The organism is Mucilaginibacter glaciei, assembly GCF_014773245.1.
GTDB lineage: Bacteria > Bacteroidota > Bacteroidia > Sphingobacteriales > Sphingobacteriaceae > Mucilaginibacter > Mucilaginibacter glaciei.
In genome coordinates this window covers 532,150-552,480 of record NZ_JACWMX010000001.1, presented here as the reverse complement: position 1 = coordinate 552,480, position 20,331 = coordinate 532,150, and the positions used below count along the sequence as shown (strand labels likewise).

The following is a 20,331-nucleotide window of genomic DNA, read 5'->3' as shown; positions in this document are numbered from 1 at the left end:
AAAAGGGCTTTCAAGAACGCCCTTTTGTTGTTTTACACCATTTGGTATATCTGGATCCAGTTGCCGCAGGTATCATCAAACACGGCTATTTTGACAGGCCCTGCCAGGGTTGGTGGCATTTTAAAGGTTACTCCTGCGGATATTAATCGGGCATACTCTGTATCGATATCTGTAACATAAAACATGGTTACCGGGATGCCCTGCTCACGGATAGCCGTTTGGAAAGCTAAAGCTGCCGGGTTATTATTAGGTTCCAGCAACAATTCAACACCATCCTGTACCTCAGATGATACCACGGTGAGCCACTTAAACTCCCCCATCGGGATGTTGTTCTTTATAACAAACCCCAAAATCTCCGTGTAAAATTGTAGTGCCTTTTCCTGGTTATCTACAAAAATGCTGGTTACGGTAATTTTCATAAATATTAATTATGCGTGTTTTATTTTATCGGTATTTGACTTCCGTTTTAGGATCAAAGCAGCTATTAGTGAAACGAGTATACCCATGGGTAAAATTTCGGCATAAGTATACAGCGTAAAAATTACCGGGCTTTTATAGGATTCATTCATCGCTTTAATTTCTTTGGTTTTTTCGGCAATTACATTGGCGCTTTTACCACTTGCGTGCAGGGTTTGCAAGGAATGGGCAGTATACCTTTCCATCCAATCGGGCATAAAAAAATGATACTCTGTCGCCCAGGCCAGCACATACATAGTGGACCCGATAAGAGAGATCAGCAAACCGATTTGAAACGCCTTTCCAAAACTTACAAAGCCATCATTATATTTATCGCGGTAGTTTTTTACTGCGACAAATATAAATGAAAAGGCTATAAGCATTGCCGAAAAGCCCATTACCATGCTTCCTTCAAATTGGGGCGATCGGTAACAAACAGCCATTGTAATCACCGTAAACGTGGAGATCAAGGCTCCCGAAAGCAGCCCGAACACTATTACATTTCTTTTCATCTTTTATGTTTTAAAGTTTATGGCTCAAAAGTGCGCATCAGCAAATTTTTATCACTCATACTTTAGGATGATTTTGTAAATATTCGATAAATAAATACCATTTGCAGAGGCTATGGTATCAGATTTAGCCGCTTGGCCTTTTCTATTGCCTGAGTGCGCCTTTGAACCTGCAGCTTTTCAAAAAGTTTTGATGAATGGGTTTTAACGGTATTTAAAGATACAAATAAGCGTTCGGCGATCTGTTGGTTACTTAAGCCCTGTGCCATTAACTGGAGCACATCTAACTCGCGGTTACTTATTCCGCTCTTTTGCAACTCAAATTCATATTGCACAAAAGCTTCTATCGGGTAGCTTTCCGCTTCAACATATACCGTATTAGTTTTGGGGGTGATTAGCTTAAGCGCAAGCCAAATACCAAGCGCTGTATAAAGAATGGCCGTTAACCCAACATATATTTCCAAAGAGTAATTTACAATTACAAACCGCCACTCTAACCACTTTAAAAAAAACAGCAATGCGGCCAATAATAGGCCATACCCAATTACAGATCTGTATTTTAACCAATTGATAACCGGCATCTCAAACTATTAAAATTGAATTTACAAAATTATTTGAGCATCCCGGATAGTTTTAAAATGTTAGCTGCTATTCCTTATGGCTAATGCGGTTAGTTTTTTTCAAACTGAATAATGAGAATACAATTGCTTTACCAGGCCTCATTTTTTAATTTGGATTGCTTTGCATTGCTGTATTTTGATGAGAATTTTTTACCTGTACCAATAAAATACAGTTCAAAATAATGATAGGTAAAATAACTTACAACCAGGGTAATTACGATAGTTGACATGATCAATAACAGGGGGTTAGTTCCAAACAATGATCCTGCAAAAAACAGGAGCATAGAATAGATCACCGGATGAAGGAGATAAAGCGAGTAGCTGATCATACCCAGGGTGTGTAATGCTTTTTTTATAAAACCGGGCAGAAAATCAAAATCTGTTTTATAAAAAAGATAGCATAACAATATCACCAGTGCGCTTATTATCAACCTGATCCACCCTGTGATTAACACAGCTGGTTCACCAGATACCGGGTAAAAAACAACCAGCATAAATACTGCGATAATTGCAAATACACTCCATATCCTAAATTTACCTCTATCCTCGATCAACCCTAATGCGATACCTGTAATAAAATAAAAAGCATGGTTTAAGGGGCTAACATATATCGCCCATTGATAACCTGACGTTAATTGGGGGCTTAGTTTAAAAAAACTGAAATAAATTACTATGATAAAGCTTAATGCCGTTAAGCCTAAAAACAAGGCTTTATGTTTCCTGGCCATCCATAATAAAAAAGGGAAGAGCATATAAAAAAACAATTCATCGCCTATTGACCAGGCCCCTCTTGCTATAAAGGTTTCGGGTTTAAATGCCCCGGGCAAAACGGTAACGTTGGCTATAATTTTTTTAACCGATAAATACTCGGGTTGGAAGTAAAAAATAGCTGTTAAAATAGTAGCGAGGTACAAAAGTGGTACTATCCTAAAAAAGCGTTTGATGTAAAACTGTGTGAGCGAAGATTTGCTTAACACAAAATGGTTTACATTTACTTTATAAAGCGTTAAGCCACTTAAAATAAAAAAGATGATTACCCCGTAAATTTTGACTTTGGCTATAAGTGTAGCAGAATCTGGCTCACCGCTGGTGTACAAATTCATATGGTACACCATTATACCCACTGCGGCAAGTCCGCGCAAATAATCTAAAGAATCTACCCTATTCTTTATCCCCGATACAGTCATTTGCGTTATATTTTGTTTGATACCTGTAGGGATAATTCAAAGTACCGTGCAATAAAATTAAATTTTTCAAAGGCATTCACCTGTATGGGGTAAAGATAGTGATTATAAATTTATTGACGTTTTTGTTTCTGTCAAACCTATACTCAAATTTATCAGCAGCTTTGGCTATAATTATCAAACCATAGTGCTCTACAAGCTGTTTTTTAAATTCTTCACCGCCCGCCGGCTCATCATTATCAACCACAAAAAAACTGATACCATGTGCACTGTTAACCCTACCCTTTAAACTACAGGTGGTGTCGCCATAAATATCGAAAACATTATTTTCCAGGTAGGATTGATTTACAGATAGTGCAAGCTCACCAGCATCAGAGTTAAACTGCAGGGGTTTGCCACTGTCACATTTTGTGATCACAAATCCGTTAGCATTCAGTGCTACTTCTATTGCGGCCTCTTCAGTTCCCGAGTGCTTTAAAGAGTTGGTTAGCAACTCCATTAAAATTACTTTTAATTTGAACTCGATGTCATCTGTAACCTCAATCTCGCCCACAATAAAACTAATGATAGTTGTTAATAGCGGATACAGGTCATCTGCCCGGTTGGTAAATAAAAACTGCTTTCTAACATTCGCCTCGCCCATTACCTGCTTTTTGCTGCTTCATCTACTGTAGTGAATATCTTAAAAGCTTTATCAAGCCTTATCAATTGAAAAAGGCCAAAGATATCTTTGTTCAACCCGGCAACCACAATTTCGGCCTGGTTAGCCATCGCATATTTCAATCCCGATACCAAAGCACCTAAAAATGAGCTGTCTACATAAATCACGGCTGCAAAATTCACGACAATGAGTTTATTACCGTCGTCTATTAGCGATGCTAAATCAGCTTTAAAGGCATCGGCCACCATAAGGTTAGCTTCGGCGGCAGTTACGTTAGCCACTAATGCAGCACCGTTAATTTGTGTTGTTACTATCATCAGATTTTTTTTCAATATAAATTAAGCTGCAGTCATCAATATGATTGGCCGTTTTGTCTTTCAGGAAGGCGCTGTTTTTAAAGGCTGTAAAGGGCTGGTTAAAAAATGATTGGATAGCCTGGGCAAAAGTGTTATAATCAGTTCTTTTACCATCTGTCCCTTCAAAATCGATTATGCCATCAGTTAAGACATATAATTTGTATCCGGTTTCCAGTTTGATCACGATCTCATCAAAGTCACCATCGATCATTAAACCTAACAACATGCCCGATGAAGTAATTTGCCGGCTCTGGCCTACGGAGGCATCATAGTAAAGTAAAGGCAGATCGCCCGCTCCGGAGTATTTGATCTCTCCGCATTCGGCATCAATCATCAACAGGGAAAGGCTCGACAGCACATCGCTCACCACCGGATCATGGTATACCACCGAATTTATTTTTTGCAGGATGCTTTTAGTCGCGTAATTACCTTCGGCAACACAAATGCGTACTGCTGCGCGGATGTAACTTAAAAAACCGAACGAGAAATACCATGCACCCCATTTTTTGCCCATAACATCGCCCAGTACTACAAAAGTATAACGATCATTAATGGTGATAAAATCAATAAAATCGCCGCCCGGATAATTTTGATAAGGCTTATGCCAAAAATCGATATCGAATCCTTTAACCACCGGTATTTTTTTCGGGATGGAATTGAGATTTAATGCAATTGCAGCCTTACTTAATTCCTGTAATGTACGCTCGTGCTGCTCCCTAACGGTACTTAAAAAGTTGTCTATTTTGGTTACAATAACGGGTATAGGGGTATCTTTTAAAATGTAATCAACCGCATCCAGGTTAATACCTTCCAGCATCAGCTTGTTATCTACCTCGGATGTAAGAAACATGAACGGGATATCCCTAAACTCAGAATCAATAAGATTCTGCCTGAACTGAAACCCGTTAACATCGGGCATATGGTAGTCGGACAAGATCAAGTCCGGTCGCTCCTTAATCAATATTTCCAAAGCAGCAGCTGCCGATATAGCCTTCATACAGTAAAAGCCCTCTTTATCCAGCGCTTTACCCATCATTTCTAACACCAGCCGGTTATCATCAACTAATAAGATCTTTTTTGATACCGGCATAAGAGTAAGTAGGTTATACAGACTGTTTTTTCAACACAGAACTCAAAAACAAATATACACCCGTAAATACAATTAGCAAAGCGATCAGGTCCATCAACGTTACACCATCGTTTTGGTTAAAATGAAAGATGGTGAACATTTCAAAATACGGAGGCGCAGGCATGATGATCATGGCCATACCTAATGTGATCATGATGATGCCTATGGCTACGATGACACCTTTTTTTAAACGTTCCTGAGATAGGTAGGTGCTTGTTGTGGCACTATCCAGCTTATGGTGCGATAGCAGGAACTCAAATTCGTTCAATAATTCCAACCGGTCGTCAACGGCATCTAACTCCGTGAACGCACCTATTGCCTGCGGCACGGTTTCGTTGTCAAGCGCATGATATACACGCTCTTGTATGGCGCGGGTTTTGTCTTTACCAACAATACCTTTTTGGAGTAAGGCTACCAGTTCATCGGCCTTCATCTCCAGCAATGCAACTTCATCAACAATTTGTTTATTATCCAATGCGCTAAATGGTGGTTAAATGCCTAACTTTTATTATAATTATACCGTTTAAATATAACAACGTATAGTATGGCCCGAGTCTCTGTTATTACTGTAAATTTCAATCACCCCAATGTAACAGAGGAGCTTTTAACGTCGATAACGGATACCAATACCTACCATAATGTCGAAATAATTGTTGTTGACAATGCCAGCGCGGTAAACCCGGTACCCCATTGGAAACTTAAATACCCCGACGTTACTTTTATACGCTCGAAAGTTAACAGGGGTTTCGCCGGGGGCAATAATTTAGGTATTGAAAATGCTACGGGCGACTACTTTTTTTTGGTGAATAACGACACCGAATTTACGCCGGGCCTTATACAGAAACTGGTTGATGTTCTGGATAGCGAGCCGCACGTTGGCATCATATCCCCGCTCATTAAATATTACAGTAATAAAAACACCATACAATATGCGGGCTTTACTTTGGTTGATTACTACACAGGCCGTAATCATGCAATAGGTAAAGGGCAAACAGACAACGGCCAGTTTGATAACTTAAAAGGGCAAACGGGCTATTGCCATGGTGCAGCCATGATAATAAAACGGTCTGCTACAGAAAAAGCCGGACTAATGGCCGAAAACTTCTTTCTATATTTTGAAGAAGTAGATTGGGGCGAGCGCATTAACCGGGCTGGTTACCAGGCCTGGGTGCGTGGTGATGCCGTTATATTTCATAAAGAATCTATCAGCGTTGGCAAAAATAGCCCGGTTAAGGAGTATTTTATGAACCGCAACCGCATACTTTTTATCCGTAAAAATGCACCGGCATTTAAAGCATTTGTATTTTACGTTTACTTTTTGCTGGTGGTATCGCCCCGTAATATTATTAATTACATAAAAGAAAAACGTTTCAACTTTGTAGGCCTGCTGCTACGCGCTATCTGGTGGAACATTACACATCGCAAAAACAGTAACGATTTAGGTTACACACTTAATAAAACTTCATGAAAATAGTATTTTGGGTTAGCCTTTTTATTGCCTTTTACACTTACGTAGGCTACGGCATTTTGCTGTATTTTATCATCAAACTAAAACGGGCCTTTAAGGGCAAACCTGTACTACTGGTTGTGGCCGACGAGGAACTCCCTGAATGTACCCTGGTTGTTGCTGCCTACAACGAAGAGCATTACATGGCCGACAAGATTGCAAATTGCCTCGCGCTTAACTACCCTGCAGGCAAACTGAAGTTTTTATTTGTGACCGATGGGTCTGACGATAAGACTGCAGATATTATTAGCCAGTATCCCGAAATACAATTATTGCACAGGCCCGAGCGTGCCGGCAAAATAGCTGCCATACACAGGGCTATGGAGTATGTAACTACCGAAGTGGTGGTTTTTACCGACGCCAATACTTTTTTGAACAAAGAGGCCATGACCCGCATTTGCCGGCATTACAGCGACGCAACCGTGGGTGCGGTGGCCGGTGAAAAACGTGTACAGATAGATGAAAATGCCGATGCGAGCGCGGCAGGCGAAGGTTTTTATTGGAAATATGAATCGACCTTAAAAAAATGGGACTCAGAGTTATACTCTGTGGTGGGTGCAGCAGGCGAATTGTTCAGCGTGAGGCGCAATCTTTATCAAAACGTAGAGCCGGACACCATTCTGGACGATTTTATGATCTCTATGCTGATAGCAGCGCAAGGATATCGTATTGTATATGAGCCTGATGCCTATGCCTTAGAAAATGCTTCAGAAAATGTTGTTGAGGAATTAAAACGTAAAATCAGGATAGCTGCGGGCGGCATCCAATCGGTTTTGCGACTAAAACCCCTGTTATTCTCGTTCAAATATCCAATTTTGTCTTTCCAATATGTAAGCCACCGGGTATTAAGGTGGACGGTTACACCCTTTTTTATGATCATCGCCTTCTTGGCTAACCTGGCTTTAGCCTTTGCAGGCGACGGATGGTTTTACAGCGTGCTATTTGCAGGGCAGGTGATTTTTTACCTGTCGGCAATTTTGGGTTTTATATTGGAGAAAAGGCAATTAAGGGTTAAAGCTTTATTTATACCCTACTATTTTTGCATCATGAACTATGCGGTGTTTATGGGCATTATCCGGTATTTTAAAAAATCACAGAACGCCGCCTGGGAGAAATCGCAGCGCAAAAAATAACGAGTAAGTTTTAAAGCTATTCAACTCCTTTTACATTCATTTTAAGGGTATAGATTGCTGTAGATGCTGTGATAAAAAGCAGGTCGCGGTTTTTGCCGCCGAAACATACGTTTGCGCTCCAGGGTTCCGGGATCTCGATATGCCCTATCTGGATACCTTGCGGGTTAAAAATAGCGATGCCATTACCTGCCAGGTATAGATTGCCCAGGGCATCAAGTGTCATACCATCAGCCCCCTGCCTGAGGTGAACTTTTTTGTTAGCCAACGTACCGTCTGCCTTAATACTGTATTTATAGATCTTACTATCGCCTATATCTGCCACATACAATGTTTTTCCATCAGGTGTCCCCACAATACCGTTTGGGCGTTTTAAACTATCATCTAACGGAACAGGCTGGGTTGCACCTTTGGGTAAATAAAACACTTTTTGATCGAGCAGGTCGGGCTTCGTACGTGTCCACCACGGGCGTTGGTAATAGGGGTCGGTTATGTATATATCGCCGTTGGGGCGCACCCAAAGATCGTTAGGCCCGTTCAGTAAAAAGCCTTGGTAGTCTTTAATCAGCACTTTCACCTTCTTATCCGGGCTAACCGACCATAGCTGATCATGCTCATCGGCACAAACAATCAGATTCCCTTTTTTATCAAAGTATGTTCCATTGGCTCTGCCAGCGCTATCCAAAAAGATGGACAGCTTTCCTTCGGTATTATATTTCCAGATCTTGTTATTAGGTTGATCGGTAAAAAAAATATTCCCTTTTTTATCAACTGCGGGGCCTTCTGTAAATTTGAATTGCCTTGATATCAGTTTTGGCTTACTCAGGGTATCATATAGGTTTTCCTGCTGGGCGAACGCTGCTGATACAAATAGCGATAAACAGATGATATAGCTTGTGATGTTGATTTTCATAGCAATAATTGGTTTGCTAATGTAAATAATCGGCAGGGGTTTTAATGGGTAATTAATTGGGGCTTTTATAATTATTACTTTATGTTTAACCCTATTAATAATTTCAAACAGGCATTTTAACAAAGTATGTACAGTAAAGAACAGGCATCACAATTTAAACAAGCTTTTTGGACGGCGTTCGGGCAATATATGCAGCCGGTACTTTCGGCCGATGGCTTGCGGACCAACTGGGTGAATTATAAAACCGGCGTTAAGCATATTAACTTTAAAATGCAGGCTGACAATAAATTAGCTACCATAGCTATCGAAATGAACCACCCTGACAAAGAGCTACAGCAGCTATTTTTCGAGCAATTTGCTACCTACAAAACCATGCTGCGCAGCAGCCTGGCCGAAGATTGGGACTGGCAGTTACATACCACCGATAATTACGGAAAAACAATCAGCCGAATAGTAAAAGAAACAGGCCCGGTAAGCATTTACCAACAAGGCGACTGGCCTAAACTTATCTCCTTTTTCAAACCCCGCATCGTTGCGCTGGATGAATTCTGGAACAATGCGAAAGCAGCATTTGAGTTCTAATGCATCAGATAATCTCTAAAAATCTCTAATTTTCTTTTAAAGAATTAGAGATTTTTAGATAAACTGACCACAAAAAAATGGCCCGGTAATCCGGGCCATCCTCATTGGAGATTTAACTTTATCGTTTGGTTATATGGTAACCTAACCCAAAACTAACCGTTGCAAAAAATGCGCTGTTCTTATCAGTTGGGCCGTTGCTTAGTTTGTGATCGTCAACCTTAAAATCACTTTGTGCGGCACCTATGTGGTAACCCAGGCGGAAGCCTACCGGAATGCTCCTATCCAAAGTTATATGTTCCATTTCTTTCGATTTCACTTTGAACAAGTAATCAAACCCTAAACCCAGGTCAACACCTAATTTGGTTTGATAAAGTGTTTTGCTGGAAGTTTTATTTAAAATTTCCTGCGCAAAATTCGGGGTACTCTCAATACCTGTTTTATCCTTAATGTTAAACATGGCTAAATTTGCACTGACGCCAGCGAATGGATACATCTGAAAGTTGGAAGATTTAGATAAATTATAACCAAACCTCAGAAAAAGCGCAGCTTGTGAATAACGGGCCTTGATGCCGTTAGCTTCTGACGAGTTAGGGATGGTAAAACCGATACCATGCTCTGTAATCCATTTCTTGTAAACTTTTTGCATGGCTGCATTTATCCAATAGTTGTTATTAGATATGGCCGGAATACCATTTTGGGCAAGGTAACCATTTAGCTGGCTAAGATCTGTTTGGCGATAGCCTACCTGCAGCAATGCCGCACCTGAGATATCTTTTTTAAAGAAACGGTCTTCCATACTTGATTTGGTAGACTGTGCCTTAACAGTAGTTGTGCCGATGATTACGCCAGCAACAAATAAAATTGTAAATATTTTTTTCATAAAAGGGTGTAAACGCTGTTTTAGTCTAAACGCTGAATCTTTAACAACTGATATACGCTATTTGTTATTTATTCAGTTTGCAATATGTTATCATACCCTTGATTTTTAAATCTGTTATCGTTTATTGTATAGACCCTCCTATTAATTAAAAATAACCTTAAACAAAAAAGGCGCAGTTGATAACTACGCCTGTGTGTTTAATGTGTGATGCAAATTCTATTTTAACATCGCGCAAATCTTATTTGCTTCTTCCAAATGTCCTTCCAACTGCGGTAAGGTTTTGGTAGCCAGTTTATTTACTGACGCATCCGTGTTTTTCGATGCCGCCCTAAACGTTTTAACGGCTTTTTCATGATCTATCACCATGGCTTGCATATAGCTATGGTCAAAATCGGCACCAGTTTTTGTGGCCAGGCTATCAATTAACAGTTTATGTTCCTGGTTCAAGGTATCTGTCAAACTTACGTGTTTATCGGTAGCCAATTTCTTAAGCTCCTCCCCTAAAGCAGTATGATCGTTTATCATCATTTTGGCAAACTCCTTAACCTTTGTATTTTGCGATTGCTTTTCGGCCAGTTGAGATAGCATCACTTCAGTATTGCCAGATTCCAACCCATCTTTTATGAGTGCAATACCGGTATCGTCAACAAGGGTACGGTCGTTATAATTTTTGGCTTTCCGGGTATCGTTACAAGCTTGCGCTGCAAATAATACCACTAACGTTATAGCAATGCAGAATGATCTTTTCATCGTATATATAGAGGTTATAATAGTGGTACAACAAAGTTAGCGCCGTACGGTTTATAATAATTTACAATGTAATGATATTGTTAGCATTCGGTGAAATTTTGATGAAAAAAAATAGCAGCATCTTTAAGATGCCGCTATTAAAATTAAATTTTAATACTATACCAAATTCCTACCCGCGTTAATAATTCCGTATACAGTACGGATTACCAGCTTATTATAAATTGCGGACATTTCTTCATCATCAGTTTTATTTAATAACTGTAGGGCATAATGCTGAATAATAACCAGCGGCAATACAATTTTCTCGCGGATAGCAATAGAGCGACGTTCTACCGGGAACTCCTCCATGATCACGCTGCTATCGGTCAACTCTAATAAAAGGCTTTTGGTTAATTCAAATTCATCGCGCAGGCCTTTCCAAAACTGACCAAATTTTTCGTCGTTTTCCAGATAGGCTGTCACGCGGAAATCTGATTTAGACATCGACATCATACAGTTATCCAGCATGGTCTTAAAAAAACCTGATGAATAGTACAGATCCTTTACCTCCTGCCATTTACCCTCGTCTTTCATTTTCTTTAATGCGGTACCCATGCCGTAAAAACCGGGGATGCTTTGTTTTAGCTGGCTCCATGAGGTTACAAAGCTAATTGCCCGGAGGTCTTCGAGTTTCATTTTGGCGCCCGCATTACGCTTGGTGGGCCTGCTACTGATATTGATCTGTGACAGCAATTTCAGCGGACTGAATTTCTCCAAATATTCTACAAACAAAGGGTCTTCGCGCAATGCGAGAAATAAATGGTGGCTGGCGTCTGCCATGTCGGCTATCAACGCCTTATGCTTATCGTCCAGCAGATCGTGATGGTTGGGGTGCAAAGCCGATGTGATACCGGCGTTGATCAGCTGTTCGGTATTGAACCTTGCTGTCTCTACCGATCCATATTGCGAGCTTACTGTTTGCCCCTGTATAGTCAACTGGATATTCTCGTTAGCGATCTCTTTACCCATTGAGGCGTAAAACCGATGCGTTTTACCGCCGCCACGCGCGGGCGGCCCGCCCCTGCCATCAAAAAATGCAAGGGCTATACCATATTTACGCGCCATGGCTGTTAATTCTACCTTAGCTTTATAGATACTCCAGTTAGCCATTAAATAGCCACCATCTTTAGTACTATCGCTAAAGCCCAGCATAATGGTTTGTTTGTTTCCGCGTCTTTTTAAGTGAGTTTTGTAAAACGAGTGCGTATATAGCTTCTCCATCACATCGCTCGCGTGTTTCAAATCGTTCACGGTTTCAAACAATGGCATAAAATCAACACTCAGCTTATCCTTTTCCCAACCGCTCCACAAAAACAGATCTATCAACTGCAAAATATCTGACGCCTGCTGGCAATTGCTGATAATAAAGCGCTGGCAGCCTTTTTCGCCGTTACTGACCTGGATCTGTTTCATCAGCCGGATGGTATCCAGCGTGTCGCGGGTCATATCATCTTCGGTTTCCGGGCATTTAAAATCGGCCTGGTTAAACGGAAGGCTTTTTATTTTGGTTTCTTCGTTTTGGTCGTGATACTCTTTAGGCACCCCGGTATAGATATTTTTGGTGCAGTATTTAAATACATCGCGCAATACGCGACTATCCTGCCTGATATCCAGTGTGGCAAAATATGACCCAAATAATTGTACTTTCTGGATCATATTATCCAGGATATCCACAAACAAACTATCATGACTTGTTACCAATGTTTCGCGCATCGACCTGAGCAGCGTAAGCATTTCGGGCTGCAAGTCCTTTGGTTTATCCTGCGGGTTGAATGCATTATCATATAGCAATTTTTCCAGCTTGCTGATATCATCTGCAAAGCCGCGGAAAGTGATTCGGCGCTTTAAAACCCGGAAATCGCGATAATAGCAGCGGTAAATGATTTGCCTTAATAAATTTGCCACCTCGCGGGTCGACTCGGTGGTTACGTTCGGGTTACCGTCCCTGTCGCCGCCCGGCCAAAAACCAAGTTCTAATACCTGATGGCTGCCATCTAAAGCAAACTCATCCTCCAGTTTGGCTTGGATGCCCGATAGTGCATGGTAAAAGATATTCTCTAAAAACCAAACCAGGCTAACCGCCTCATCTACAGGCGTTGGCGACGTTTTGTTAAAGAAAGGCGTTTTACCTAATTGCTGCAATAAAATATCAATACTGGTAATGTCGTTCGTTTTAAGCGCCTCTATCAGGTCGGTCATGATACCTAAAACAGCACCCGGGTAAAACTGGGTTGGGTGAGCGGTAAGCACCAGCCTTAAAGAAAAATCCTGCAATTGCTCGCTGATGCTTGTACGTGCCTGCTCGCTCACCGCCGCTTGCTGGATAAGGCTTTGCAGGGTGCCTGCATCATCTGCCCGTCCTACTTTGCTAAACGATGAATCTTCGATGGCGTCAAATAAAACAACCTGCCGCTCTATGTATTGGATAAAACGAAATAGGCGGTTCAGCTGCTCGCGATGATCGATGTCCGGTACGTATTTTTTGAAGAATGATTCGATAATGTCTGACGGCGAATTATTACCGGCAACTTCCTTATCGCAATGCGAACTAAAAAATGGCAGCAGGATACCTGTATCCTTAACCTGGTAAAAAGGGAGCGTTTGAAAAAGGCTGTTATAAAGTTCAAAACGTTTTACAACCTCATAATTAAATGTTGTTTCTCTTTGGCTGAGCCTTTGGGTAGATAGCATAATAATACAGGTTTGGCAAATTTATGTAAGCCCTATTTTGCAGGTTTACGGCGTGAATTTAAGTATCTAAAATCTATTTGCACGCAAAACCCCCAAATTAATAACAATTAAACCTTTTCAATGCAATATTGGTTATTACAACCCTCGCAAACTTTATTTGTTTAATTTTGCACAATTAAAATATTGTACGAATACCCCCATATGATCAACCATCAGCGAGAGATAAAAAGCTTTTTTTACAGCCAGTATTTTTCGGACGGGTTACGTATGACGGCCGGCATCCTGCTCCCTTCGCTGGTCATGATGGAATTAGGGAATTTCAACCTGGGCCTCACCTTGTCTTTAGGCGCACTGTGTATTTGCACTATTGACGGCCCCGGGCCTATTGTCCATAAACGTAATGCAATGGCTGCGGGCAACCTTTGCCTGATCGCAGTAGCTATTATTACAGGCTTTGCGCGGATGAACGTTTATACGCTGGGGTTAGAGATCACCCTCTTCTCGTTCATCTTCTCCATGTTTAATGTATACGGTAACCGGGCCGCATCTGTAGGTACCTGCGCGTTATTGGTGATGATATTTATCATGGATAAAGATCTCTCTCCATCGGAATTGCCTCATTATACCCTCAGTATTTTAGGCGGCGGGCTATGGTACATGGTATTCGCTTTAGTTTTCTTCGGTATACGCCCGTACCGCGCGGCACAGCAAACATTAGGCGAGAATGTAGCTGATATCGCTAAATTCCTGAGGATAAAGGCCGATTTTTATCGGATAGAAGTTGACATTGACGAAAATTACCGCAAGTTGGTATTGGCCCAGATTCAGGTAAGCAACCACCAGGATGCCGTTCGCGAATTGCTTTTTAAAAGCCGCGTGTTGGTAAAGGAATCTACCGCGGCCAGTCGCATATTGGTATTAACTTTTATAGACCTGGTAGACATGTTTGAACAGATCATGGCTACCCACTATGACTATGCATCCATCCGCGAAAAGTTTGAACAAACAGGAGTGCTGGGCGACATAGCAGATTATTTGCAACACGTAGCTACCGAACTGGATAATGTGGGCTACTCGATATTAGCTAATTCGCGGCCCGAGAAATCAAGTAACCTCGATTTCCGGTTGGAGCAACTGAAATTAAAGATAGACGCTATTGGGCTGGATGATAAAGAAACCAGTAACCTGGTGCTGAAAAAGATCCTCATTAATCTGCGCGACCTGACCAAAAACATCTCGAACATCTTTAAATACTACCATTCAAAAGCATCTGATGGTTTGCTGAATAATTCGGCAAGCGACGTCGAGTATTCTAAGTTTGTAACCCATCAGGACTATGCTCCGCATATTATTTTAGATAACCTTACTTTCCATTCGGCTACATTTAAACACGCGTTGCGGGTTTCCTTGGTTTGTTTAGTGGGGTTTATCACTTCCAAATACTTTTCGTTAGGCGGTCATAGTTACTGGGTGTTGCTTACCATTATTGTCATCTTAAAACCGGGGTTCAGCCTGTCTAAACAGCGTAATTATCAGCGTTTGATTGGTACCATAGGTGGCGGATTTATCGGTATTTTGGCATTAACTTTTATTCCGGATAAAACGGCACAGTTTGTATTGCTGGTTATATTGATGATAGGCACTTACAGCTTTTTACGATTAAATTATGTGGTAAGCGTAATTTTCATGACGCCCTATGTGCTTATCCTTTTCAAATTTTTAGGGTTGGGGCAGTATAACATTTTTCAGGAACGCATTACCGATACCATCATCGGCTCCAGCATTGCCTTTGTAGCCAGTTACCTTATTTTCCCTACCTGGGAGTTCGAGCAGATTAAAGAAAGCCTGGCCGCTGTGATATCCGCTAATGTTAATTATTTACGCAAAATCTCTGAAAGCATCTCCGGAAAAGAAGTAACGGTTACCGAGTATAAACTGGCAAGGAAGGACGTATATGTAACCTCGGCCAACTTATCGGCAACCTTTGAACGGATGACCTCCGAACCGAAAAGTAAGCAGCGTAATATTAAGGATATTCACAAATTTGTGGTGCTTAATCATATTCTATCTTCTTACATTGCCAATATTGCTTCGGCACTAATTAAAAGTGGGCCGCAAAAACCACATGCCGATACGTTAAAATTGGTAAAACGAAGTATTGCCGTTTTAAAAGACACCAATAAAAAACTGATGGGCGAATTACCCATCCCGGAAGCCCCCGCACCGGACCCTGTTAAAATTGATGCTATTAAACCCGAACCCGAAAAAATCCCGTTGACGGTTGATGATGTACTGATGAAGGAGCAGCTGGGTTTTATTAATAAGATCAGTATCGATATTGCCAAGATCACCGAAAACGTGATGAGGTAAGACGCCTCAGTTTATCTTTTAAAATGTTATTGCGAGAAGCGCAGCGACGCGGCAATCCCAGCATATTCGCTTGTCCAATGAGATTGCCACGCTATCGCTCGCAATGACATACTTTTTATTGGGCCTATAACAAATCGTTCGCCAAATTAGCCAGCTCACTTCGTTCACCTTTTTGCAGGGTGATGTGCGCATAAAGCGGGTGGCCTTTTGCCTTGTCGATAAGGTAAGATAGTCCGTTACTTTCTGCATCCAGATAAGGGGTATCTATCTGGTAAATATCACCGGTGAAAACAAATTTGCTGTTCTCCCCCGCGCGGGATATGATGGTTTTTACCTCATGCGGAGTCAGGTTCTGTGCTTCGTCAACAATAAAGAAGATCTTGCTCAGCGTTCGCCCGCGGATGAACGCCAGCGGGGTGATAGAGATCTTATCATTAGCGACCAATTCGTCTATTTTGGCCTGCATCTTCTCGTCTTCGGCAAACTGGTCTTTAATAAATTTAAGGTTATCCCATATTGGCGCCATATAGGGGTCGATCTTTGATTTAACATCACCGGGCAAAAAGCCGATGTCTTTATTACTTAACGGCACAATAGGGCGTGTTACGAAGATTTGACGGTAATGCTTGCGTTGTTCCAGCGCGCTGGCCAATGCCAACAGCGTTTTACCTGTACCGGCGTTACCTTGTATAGTCACTAACTTAATATCCGGGTGCAGCAGAGCGTGTATAGCGAAGGCCTGCTCTGGGTTGCGCGGGTATATGTTTAACGCGGGCTGGTCAGTAACCTTTTCCACCTGTCCGCTTTGCGAATTATAAAAAGCTGATGCAGCGGCACCACCTTTGCTGTTCAGTATATAGAATTGATTGCCGGCGTTGGGTTCTATCTCCAGTTCGGTACCGGGTAACGTATCGTTTTTGTTCAGTTTCCCCAAAACCTTTTCGGTGATCTTATTAAGCGTTGTTTTGCCGCTATACAATTCGTCAAGGTTTTTAACCTTACCTGTTTCGTAATCTTCGGCATTCAGATTAAGTGCTTTTGCTTTTAAGCGCAGGCAGATATCCTTCGATACCAGGATCACTTTTTTATCGGGGTTTTCGAACTGTACACCCAGGGCAGCGTTCAGGATACGGTGATCTAATTTTTCTGACCCGAAAACCAGCTCGGCATCGGCGCTGCTATTCTTTACATCCAGTATAACTTTAAAATTGCCTTTGCTTTTACCATTCAGCGGGATCCATTGGTTGACGAGCCGGTTTTTAGCCATATCGTCCATCAGCCGGATAAAGCTGCGGGCCTCAAAGTTGCGGGTATCGTTACCGCTTTTCATATTGTCCAGCTCTTCCAGCACCTGGATGGGGATAGCCACATCGTGCTCCTGGAAATTCTCGAATGCGTTATGATCGTAAAGGATAACAGATGTATCCAGCACAAATATTTTTTTCTTCCTGTCCAATTTATCTGCATCCTTTATCATGGATCACAAAGTAGGGTTTTTGATTGGCAACAAATAAAAATGTTGGGAAAATGATAAGTGTGGAAAGGTTGTAAGGGTAATGTCCTATTGAATACTATTTGTCTTTTTAAGTAAATACTTTTTCAACGTTATCTACCCTTTAAACTTTGATAAAATTTACAACTTACCCCAAAATAGGAAAACGGAAGCCTACTCTTGCGAATTGACTCCCGTTTCCTGACCGCCTGACTGACCATAGTCACTCATTTGACTAACAAGTTTTGTGTAAATTAACCGACCTGATCTCCTCTTTGTTAATTGCTAACGTTGATCGATCTTTACTCATGAGAATAATGATACGACCAAATGTTGGCATGAAATGCGGACTTGGTCTGTCTCCTTGCGGAGGTAACTCCATCAAATCCGTTCGACGCTGCCTAACCCGTGCCCTTGCGGGACGCTGACTAAGTATTGTTATCTGCGGAACCTGATATCGTCCATCTCCCGAGGGGAAGTCGACACTGTCGTTATCCTTGCAACACTGACCGAATCGTATTCAATTGAATGCTGATTGCTCATTGTTTGCAAACGCCGATTGCTTCAAGGTCATTATAAAAATCTGCCTTCCTCCATAGAATCTTGCAGCATTCATAATACCTCTTTAACTACAACATCTTCGTAAATTACTTTCGTATTTTATTTCTGTTTATGTAGTTCAGGTACTTCCCTTATCTTTAGTTCGCCCGAAAGGTCACCCGATTAAGTTTCTGTATTCCTGAAAGGCTGTCAAAGTACGTCGTTCTTGTTGATTACAATATAGGGACTTAAACCAACATTTGTCAAGCACTTTTTTACATTTCTTTTTAACACGTTGTTAACATTTATTTAACTGTTATCCACATCGATATTTGAACGATTGAAGCGAAAAGACAATCAGGTTGCAGCTTTATAAACAAAAAGCTTCTCCACAAGCTAAAGCGTTTTTGCCTGCTCAACCGCAGATTAAGAATGCTTAAAATCAGGAACAGCTAAATTTTCTCGGTTAAATGCTTCCAATATCTTTTGGGAATATGGCGGATATGAAGCTTAGTATTCTTGCGCGATTTGATGTTTACGCTGTTGAAATAATTCTTCCATAGATGCTGGTAGATCCCTTCCTCCTCGGAAAAGGCAGTCATTAAATCGCTTGGCTTATTACTTTCTGCAAAATCAAGGGTGATATATTGGGTATCGTGCAAATCGTAGTACAAACCATAATTTCGTTTCAGGTCGTAAATTATCCAGCGCTGGTCGGCATAACGGCTTTTAAAATGACGGATCAGTAGCGGCAGTACATTAAAATCAGGCTCTACCGACGCATAAAAGGTTTCATCCTTAAGTTTTTGGAACCGCACGAAAGCCTCCATTCTGTGCTTTTCACGCCTTACCATACGCACCATTTCAGACACCCGCACTACAAAGCGGTTACCATAATCTTCCTCAATGTTTTTGTCGCTATTGAATGCGTACCGAATAAACCCTATTAAATTGTTGTCTTCGTCATCCATTTCGGCAAGGTGGGCTGCGTATAATCGCTGCACCCCCATTGGAGATAGCTTTGTTTTTAGCCCTTTTAATACCCTTGTTGCCCTCGCTTCGTCCGTCACTATAGTTATTACCTGCTCAAACATGGCTGTAGTATATTTACCTGTTTTGACCAGATTAACGGCATCCATTTTATGCTCATACACTTCAAACACCGCCGTAAGTAAGCCTTCAAACGATCCGTCATATAACAAGGTGGTCATCATCATTAAAACAAGCTAAGCTGACTTTGCGTGCTCTTTATATATTTACTTTGCGATGTAGCCAGTATAAACTGCTTAATATTATTGCCGGTAAGGTCGCGGCGTTCAAATTCATTGCTTTGGCACACAATAAAATATTTAGCGCGGTTTATGGCCACTCCTATCTTCTTTAAATGATCCCAGTTCAGCTTACCAAATTTGCGGGCACTCACTATTTTCTGGGCAGATAATAAACCTACGCCGGGCACACGTAAGATCATTTGTAGATCAGCTTTGTTCACATCTACGGGAAATGCCTGCATATTACGGATGGCCCAACCTAATTTAGGATCGATATCCAGATCGAGATGCGGTTGCTGTGTATTCACTATCTCGTTTACCTTAAAGCCGTAAAAGCGCATTAGCCAGTCGGCCTGGTATAAGCGGTTTTCGCGCACCATGGGCACGGCAGTGTTTAGGGTGGGCAAACGGCTATCTGCTAAAACCGGCACATAGCCCGAATAATAAACCCGCTTTAAATTAAAATTTTTGTAAAAATAATTGGCCGACTGCAACACTTCGCTATCATTCTCGGGCGTGGCCCCAATGATCACTTGCGTACTTTGCCCGGCCGGTGCAAATATGGGCGCTTTTTTAAAAAGCTTCTTTTCTTCTTTATGCAGGATAATGGCATCTTTTAAATAACCCATCGGTTTGATCATATCTGCCTGGTTCTTATCCGGGGCCAATAGTTTTAAACCGGCTTCGGTAGGCATTTCGAGGTTAACACTCAGGCGGTCGGCATACAGGCCTGCCTCATTCATCAGCTCGTCGCTGGCACCGGGGATCGACTTGAGATGGATATAGCCGTTAAATTTGTGCTCGGTACGCAGTTTTTTGGCGATGCGCACCAGCCTTTCCATCGTATAATCGGCATCTTTAAAAATACCCGAACTAAGGAATAACCCTTCGATATAATTACGGCGATAAAAATTGATCGTTAGATCAACCACCTCCTGCACGGTAAATGCCGCCCGCTTAATATCGTTGCTTTTGCGCGATACGCAGTAAGCACAGTCAAAAATGCAGTGATTGGTAAGCAGGATCTTTAAAAGCGATACGCAACGCCCGTCCTCGGTATAAGAGTGGCAAATTCCATTACTGGCATTGCCCAAGCCCTTATTTTCGTTCTTTCGTTTACTCCCGCTCGATGAACACGACACATCGTATTTGGCGGCATCTGCCAAAATATTCAACTTCTCCGTTATTCTTTCTGCATCCATATCAAGTCAAAATTACTAATATTATTAGCAATTAATAACTTTGAAAGAA

General features: G+C 41.5%; 19 protein-coding genes. 4 read left to right on the top strand and 15 right to left on the bottom strand.

Features of this window, described 5'->3' with window-relative positions; genetic code table 11:
- Positions 1 to 32: 32 nt before the first annotated feature.
- The 8 genes from IDJ76_RS02530 to IDJ76_RS02495 all read right to left on the bottom strand — a co-directional run bounded on the left by IDJ76_RS02530 (position 33) and on the right by IDJ76_RS02495 (position 5,390).
- Positions 33 to 419: a VOC family protein gene (locus IDJ76_RS02530; RefSeq protein ID WP_191160400.1), complete on the bottom strand. Its 387-nt coding sequence runs from the start codon at positions 417 to 419 to the stop codon at positions 33 to 35.
- A 9-nt stretch (positions 420 to 428) separates the two neighbouring features.
- The gene (locus IDJ76_RS02525) at positions 429 to 968 is read right to left on the bottom strand and encodes a DUF4199 domain-containing protein (protein WP_191160398.1); all 540 of its coding nucleotides are present in this window, start codon (positions 966 to 968) and stop codon (positions 429 to 431) included.
- Between the two features lie 110 nt (positions 969 to 1,078).
- Positions 1,079 to 1,546 (bottom strand): response regulator transcription factor, encoded by a 468-nt coding sequence (locus tag IDJ76_RS02520; protein WP_191160397.1) that lies wholly within the window; start codon positions 1,544 to 1,546, stop codon positions 1,079 to 1,081.
- Positions 1,547 to 1,674: 128 nt separating this feature from the next.
- Positions 1,675 to 2,772, bottom strand: coding sequence for an acyltransferase family protein (locus IDJ76_RS02515; RefSeq protein ID WP_191160395.1), 1,098 nt, complete (start codon positions 2,770 to 2,772; stop codon positions 1,675 to 1,677).
- Between the two features lie 76 nt (positions 2,773 to 2,848).
- Positions 2,849 to 3,412 carry a hypothetical protein gene (locus tag IDJ76_RS02510; protein ID WP_191160393.1) on the bottom strand — a complete coding sequence of 188 codons (564 nt, stop codon included), beginning with the start codon at positions 3,410 to 3,412 and terminating at the stop codon, positions 2,849 to 2,851.
- Positions 3,412 to 3,747 (bottom strand): STAS domain-containing protein, encoded by a 336-nt coding sequence (locus IDJ76_RS02505; protein WP_191160391.1) that lies wholly within the window; start codon positions 3,745 to 3,747, stop codon positions 3,412 to 3,414. The genes IDJ76_RS02510 and IDJ76_RS02505 overlap by 1 nt, the downstream gene beginning before the upstream one ends.
- Positions 3,725 to 4,876, bottom strand: coding sequence for a fused response regulator/phosphatase (locus IDJ76_RS02500; protein ID WP_191160389.1), 1,152 nt, complete (start codon positions 4,874 to 4,876; stop codon positions 3,725 to 3,727). Before IDJ76_RS02500 ends, IDJ76_RS02505 begins: the two co-directional genes overlap by 23 nt.
- 13 nt (positions 4,877 to 4,889) lie before the next feature.
- A complete protein-coding gene (locus IDJ76_RS02495) occupies positions 4,890 to 5,390 on the bottom strand; it encodes a hypothetical protein (RefSeq protein WP_191160387.1) in 501 nt (166 codons plus the stop codon).
- A gap of 69 nt (positions 5,391 to 5,459) precedes the next feature.
- Here IDJ76_RS02495 and IDJ76_RS02490 point away from each other — a divergent pair, with 69 nt between their 5' ends.
- Both IDJ76_RS02490 and IDJ76_RS02485 read left to right on the top strand, forming a co-directional pair.
- Positions 5,460 to 6,383 (top strand): glycosyltransferase family 2 protein, encoded by a 924-nt coding sequence (locus tag IDJ76_RS02490; protein ID WP_191160385.1) that lies wholly within the window; start codon positions 5,460 to 5,462, stop codon positions 6,381 to 6,383.
- Positions 6,380 to 7,555 carry a glycosyltransferase family 2 protein gene (locus tag IDJ76_RS02485; RefSeq protein ID WP_191160383.1) on the top strand — a complete coding sequence of 392 codons (1,176 nt, stop codon included), beginning with the start codon at positions 6,380 to 6,382 and terminating at the stop codon, positions 7,553 to 7,555. The genes IDJ76_RS02490 and IDJ76_RS02485 overlap by 4 nt, the downstream gene beginning before the upstream one ends.
- A gap of 16 nt (positions 7,556 to 7,571) precedes the next feature.
- On the opposite strand, the gene IDJ76_RS02480 is transcribed toward IDJ76_RS02485, so the two are convergent.
- The gene (locus IDJ76_RS02480; protein WP_191160382.1) at positions 7,572 to 8,465 is read right to left on the bottom strand and encodes an SMP-30/gluconolactonase/LRE family protein; all 894 of its coding nucleotides are present in this window, start codon (positions 8,463 to 8,465) and stop codon (positions 7,572 to 7,574) included.
- Positions 8,466 to 8,591: 126 nt separating this feature from the next.
- Here IDJ76_RS02480 and IDJ76_RS02475 point away from each other — a divergent pair, with 126 nt between their 5' ends.
- Positions 8,592 to 9,047, top strand: coding sequence for a DUF4268 domain-containing protein (locus IDJ76_RS02475; RefSeq protein WP_191160380.1), 456 nt, complete (start codon positions 8,592 to 8,594; stop codon positions 9,045 to 9,047).
- Between the two features lie 118 nt (positions 9,048 to 9,165).
- Here IDJ76_RS02475 and IDJ76_RS02470 read toward each other — a convergent pair whose 3' ends face one another.
- The 3 genes from IDJ76_RS02470 to IDJ76_RS02460 all read right to left on the bottom strand — a co-directional run bounded on the left by IDJ76_RS02470 (position 9,166) and on the right by IDJ76_RS02460 (position 13,407).
- A complete protein-coding gene (locus tag IDJ76_RS02470; protein ID WP_191160378.1) occupies positions 9,166 to 9,927 on the bottom strand; it encodes a hypothetical protein in 762 nt (253 codons plus the stop codon).
- A gap of 216 nt (positions 9,928 to 10,143) precedes the next feature.
- A complete protein-coding gene (locus IDJ76_RS02465; RefSeq protein ID WP_191160376.1) occupies positions 10,144 to 10,677 on the bottom strand; it encodes a DUF4142 domain-containing protein in 534 nt (177 codons plus the stop codon).
- Positions 10,678 to 10,833: 156 nt separating this feature from the next.
- Positions 10,834 to 13,407, bottom strand: coding sequence for a phosphoenolpyruvate carboxylase (locus tag IDJ76_RS02460; protein WP_191160374.1), 2,574 nt, complete (start codon positions 13,405 to 13,407; stop codon positions 10,834 to 10,836).
- A 201-nt stretch (positions 13,408 to 13,608) separates the two neighbouring features.
- Here IDJ76_RS02460 and IDJ76_RS02455 point away from each other — a divergent pair, with 201 nt between their 5' ends.
- Positions 13,609 to 15,777 carry an FUSC family protein gene (locus IDJ76_RS02455; protein ID WP_191160372.1) on the top strand — a complete coding sequence of 723 codons (2,169 nt, stop codon included), beginning with the start codon at positions 13,609 to 13,611 and terminating at the stop codon, positions 15,775 to 15,777.
- A gap of 124 nt (positions 15,778 to 15,901) precedes the next feature.
- On the opposite strand, the gene IDJ76_RS02450 is transcribed toward IDJ76_RS02455, so the two are convergent.
- The 3 genes from IDJ76_RS02450 to IDJ76_RS02440 form a co-directional block, all read right to left on the bottom strand.
- The gene (locus tag IDJ76_RS02450) at positions 15,902 to 17,254 is read right to left on the bottom strand and encodes a PhoH family protein (RefSeq protein WP_191160370.1); all 1,353 of its coding nucleotides are present in this window, start codon (positions 17,252 to 17,254) and stop codon (positions 15,902 to 15,904) included.
- A gap of 1,007 nt (positions 17,255 to 18,261) precedes the next feature.
- Complete coding sequence (locus IDJ76_RS02445; protein WP_224746159.1) at positions 18,262 to 19,026, bottom strand: TIGR03915 family putative DNA repair protein; 765 nt, start codon at positions 19,024 to 19,026, stop codon at positions 18,262 to 18,264.
- Positions 19,026 to 20,282 (bottom strand): putative DNA modification/repair radical SAM protein, encoded by a 1,257-nt coding sequence (locus tag IDJ76_RS02440; RefSeq protein WP_191160368.1) that lies wholly within the window; start codon positions 20,280 to 20,282, stop codon positions 19,026 to 19,028. The genes IDJ76_RS02445 and IDJ76_RS02440 overlap by 1 nt, the downstream gene beginning before the upstream one ends.
- Between the last annotated feature and the right edge of the window lie 49 nt (positions 20,283 to 20,331).

Coding starts and splice junctions, on each gene's coding strand:
- IDJ76_RS02450 (WP_191160370.1), bottom strand. CDS start 17,254: ATGATAAAGGATGCAGATAAATTGGACAGGAAGAAAAAAATATTTGTG.
- IDJ76_RS02510 (WP_191160393.1), bottom strand. CDS start 3,412: ATGGGCGAGGCGAATGTTAGAAAGCAGTTTTTATTTACCAACCGGGCA.
- IDJ76_RS02500 (WP_191160389.1), bottom strand. CDS start 4,876: ATGCCGGTATCAAAAAAGATCTTATTAGTTGATGATAACCGGCTGGTG.
- IDJ76_RS02525 (WP_191160398.1), bottom strand. CDS start 968: ATGAAAAGAAATGTAATAGTGTTCGGGCTGCTTTCGGGAGCCTTGATC.
- IDJ76_RS02440 (WP_191160368.1), bottom strand. CDS start 20,282: ATGGATGCAGAAAGAATAACGGAGAAGTTGAATATTTTGGCAGATGCC.
- IDJ76_RS02470 (WP_191160378.1), bottom strand. CDS start 9,927: ATGAAAAAAATATTTACAATTTTATTTGTTGCTGGCGTAATCATCGGC.
- IDJ76_RS02530 (WP_191160400.1), bottom strand. CDS start 419: ATGAAAATTACCGTAACCAGCATTTTTGTAGATAACCAGGAAAAGGCA.
- IDJ76_RS02480 (WP_191160382.1), bottom strand. CDS start 8,465: ATGAAAATCAACATCACAAGCTATATCATCTGTTTATCGCTATTTGTA.
- IDJ76_RS02465 (WP_191160376.1), bottom strand. CDS start 10,677: ATGAAAAGATCATTCTGCATTGCTATAACGTTAGTGGTATTATTTGCA.
- IDJ76_RS02505 (WP_191160391.1), bottom strand. CDS start 3,747: ATGATAGTAACAACACAAATTAACGGTGCTGCATTAGTGGCTAACGTA.
- IDJ76_RS02475 (WP_191160380.1), top strand. CDS start 8,592: ATGTACAGTAAAGAACAGGCATCACAATTTAAACAAGCTTTTTGGACG.
- IDJ76_RS02515 (WP_191160395.1), bottom strand. CDS start 2,772: ATGACTGTATCGGGGATAAAGAATAGGGTAGATTCTTTAGATTATTTG.
- IDJ76_RS02485 (WP_191160383.1), top strand. CDS start 6,380: ATGAAAATAGTATTTTGGGTTAGCCTTTTTATTGCCTTTTACACTTAC.
- IDJ76_RS02460 (WP_191160374.1), bottom strand. CDS start 13,407: ATGCTATCTACCCAAAGGCTCAGCCAAAGAGAAACAACATTTAATTAT.
- IDJ76_RS02455 (WP_191160372.1), top strand. CDS start 13,609: ATGATCAACCATCAGCGAGAGATAAAAAGCTTTTTTTACAGCCAGTAT.
- IDJ76_RS02490 (WP_191160385.1), top strand. CDS start 5,460: ATGGCCCGAGTCTCTGTTATTACTGTAAATTTCAATCACCCCAATGTA.
- IDJ76_RS02520 (WP_191160397.1), bottom strand. CDS start 1,546: ATGCCGGTTATCAATTGGTTAAAATACAGATCTGTAATTGGGTATGGC.
- IDJ76_RS02445 (WP_224746159.1), bottom strand. CDS start 19,026: ATGATGATGACCACCTTGTTATATGACGGATCGTTTGAAGGCTTACTT.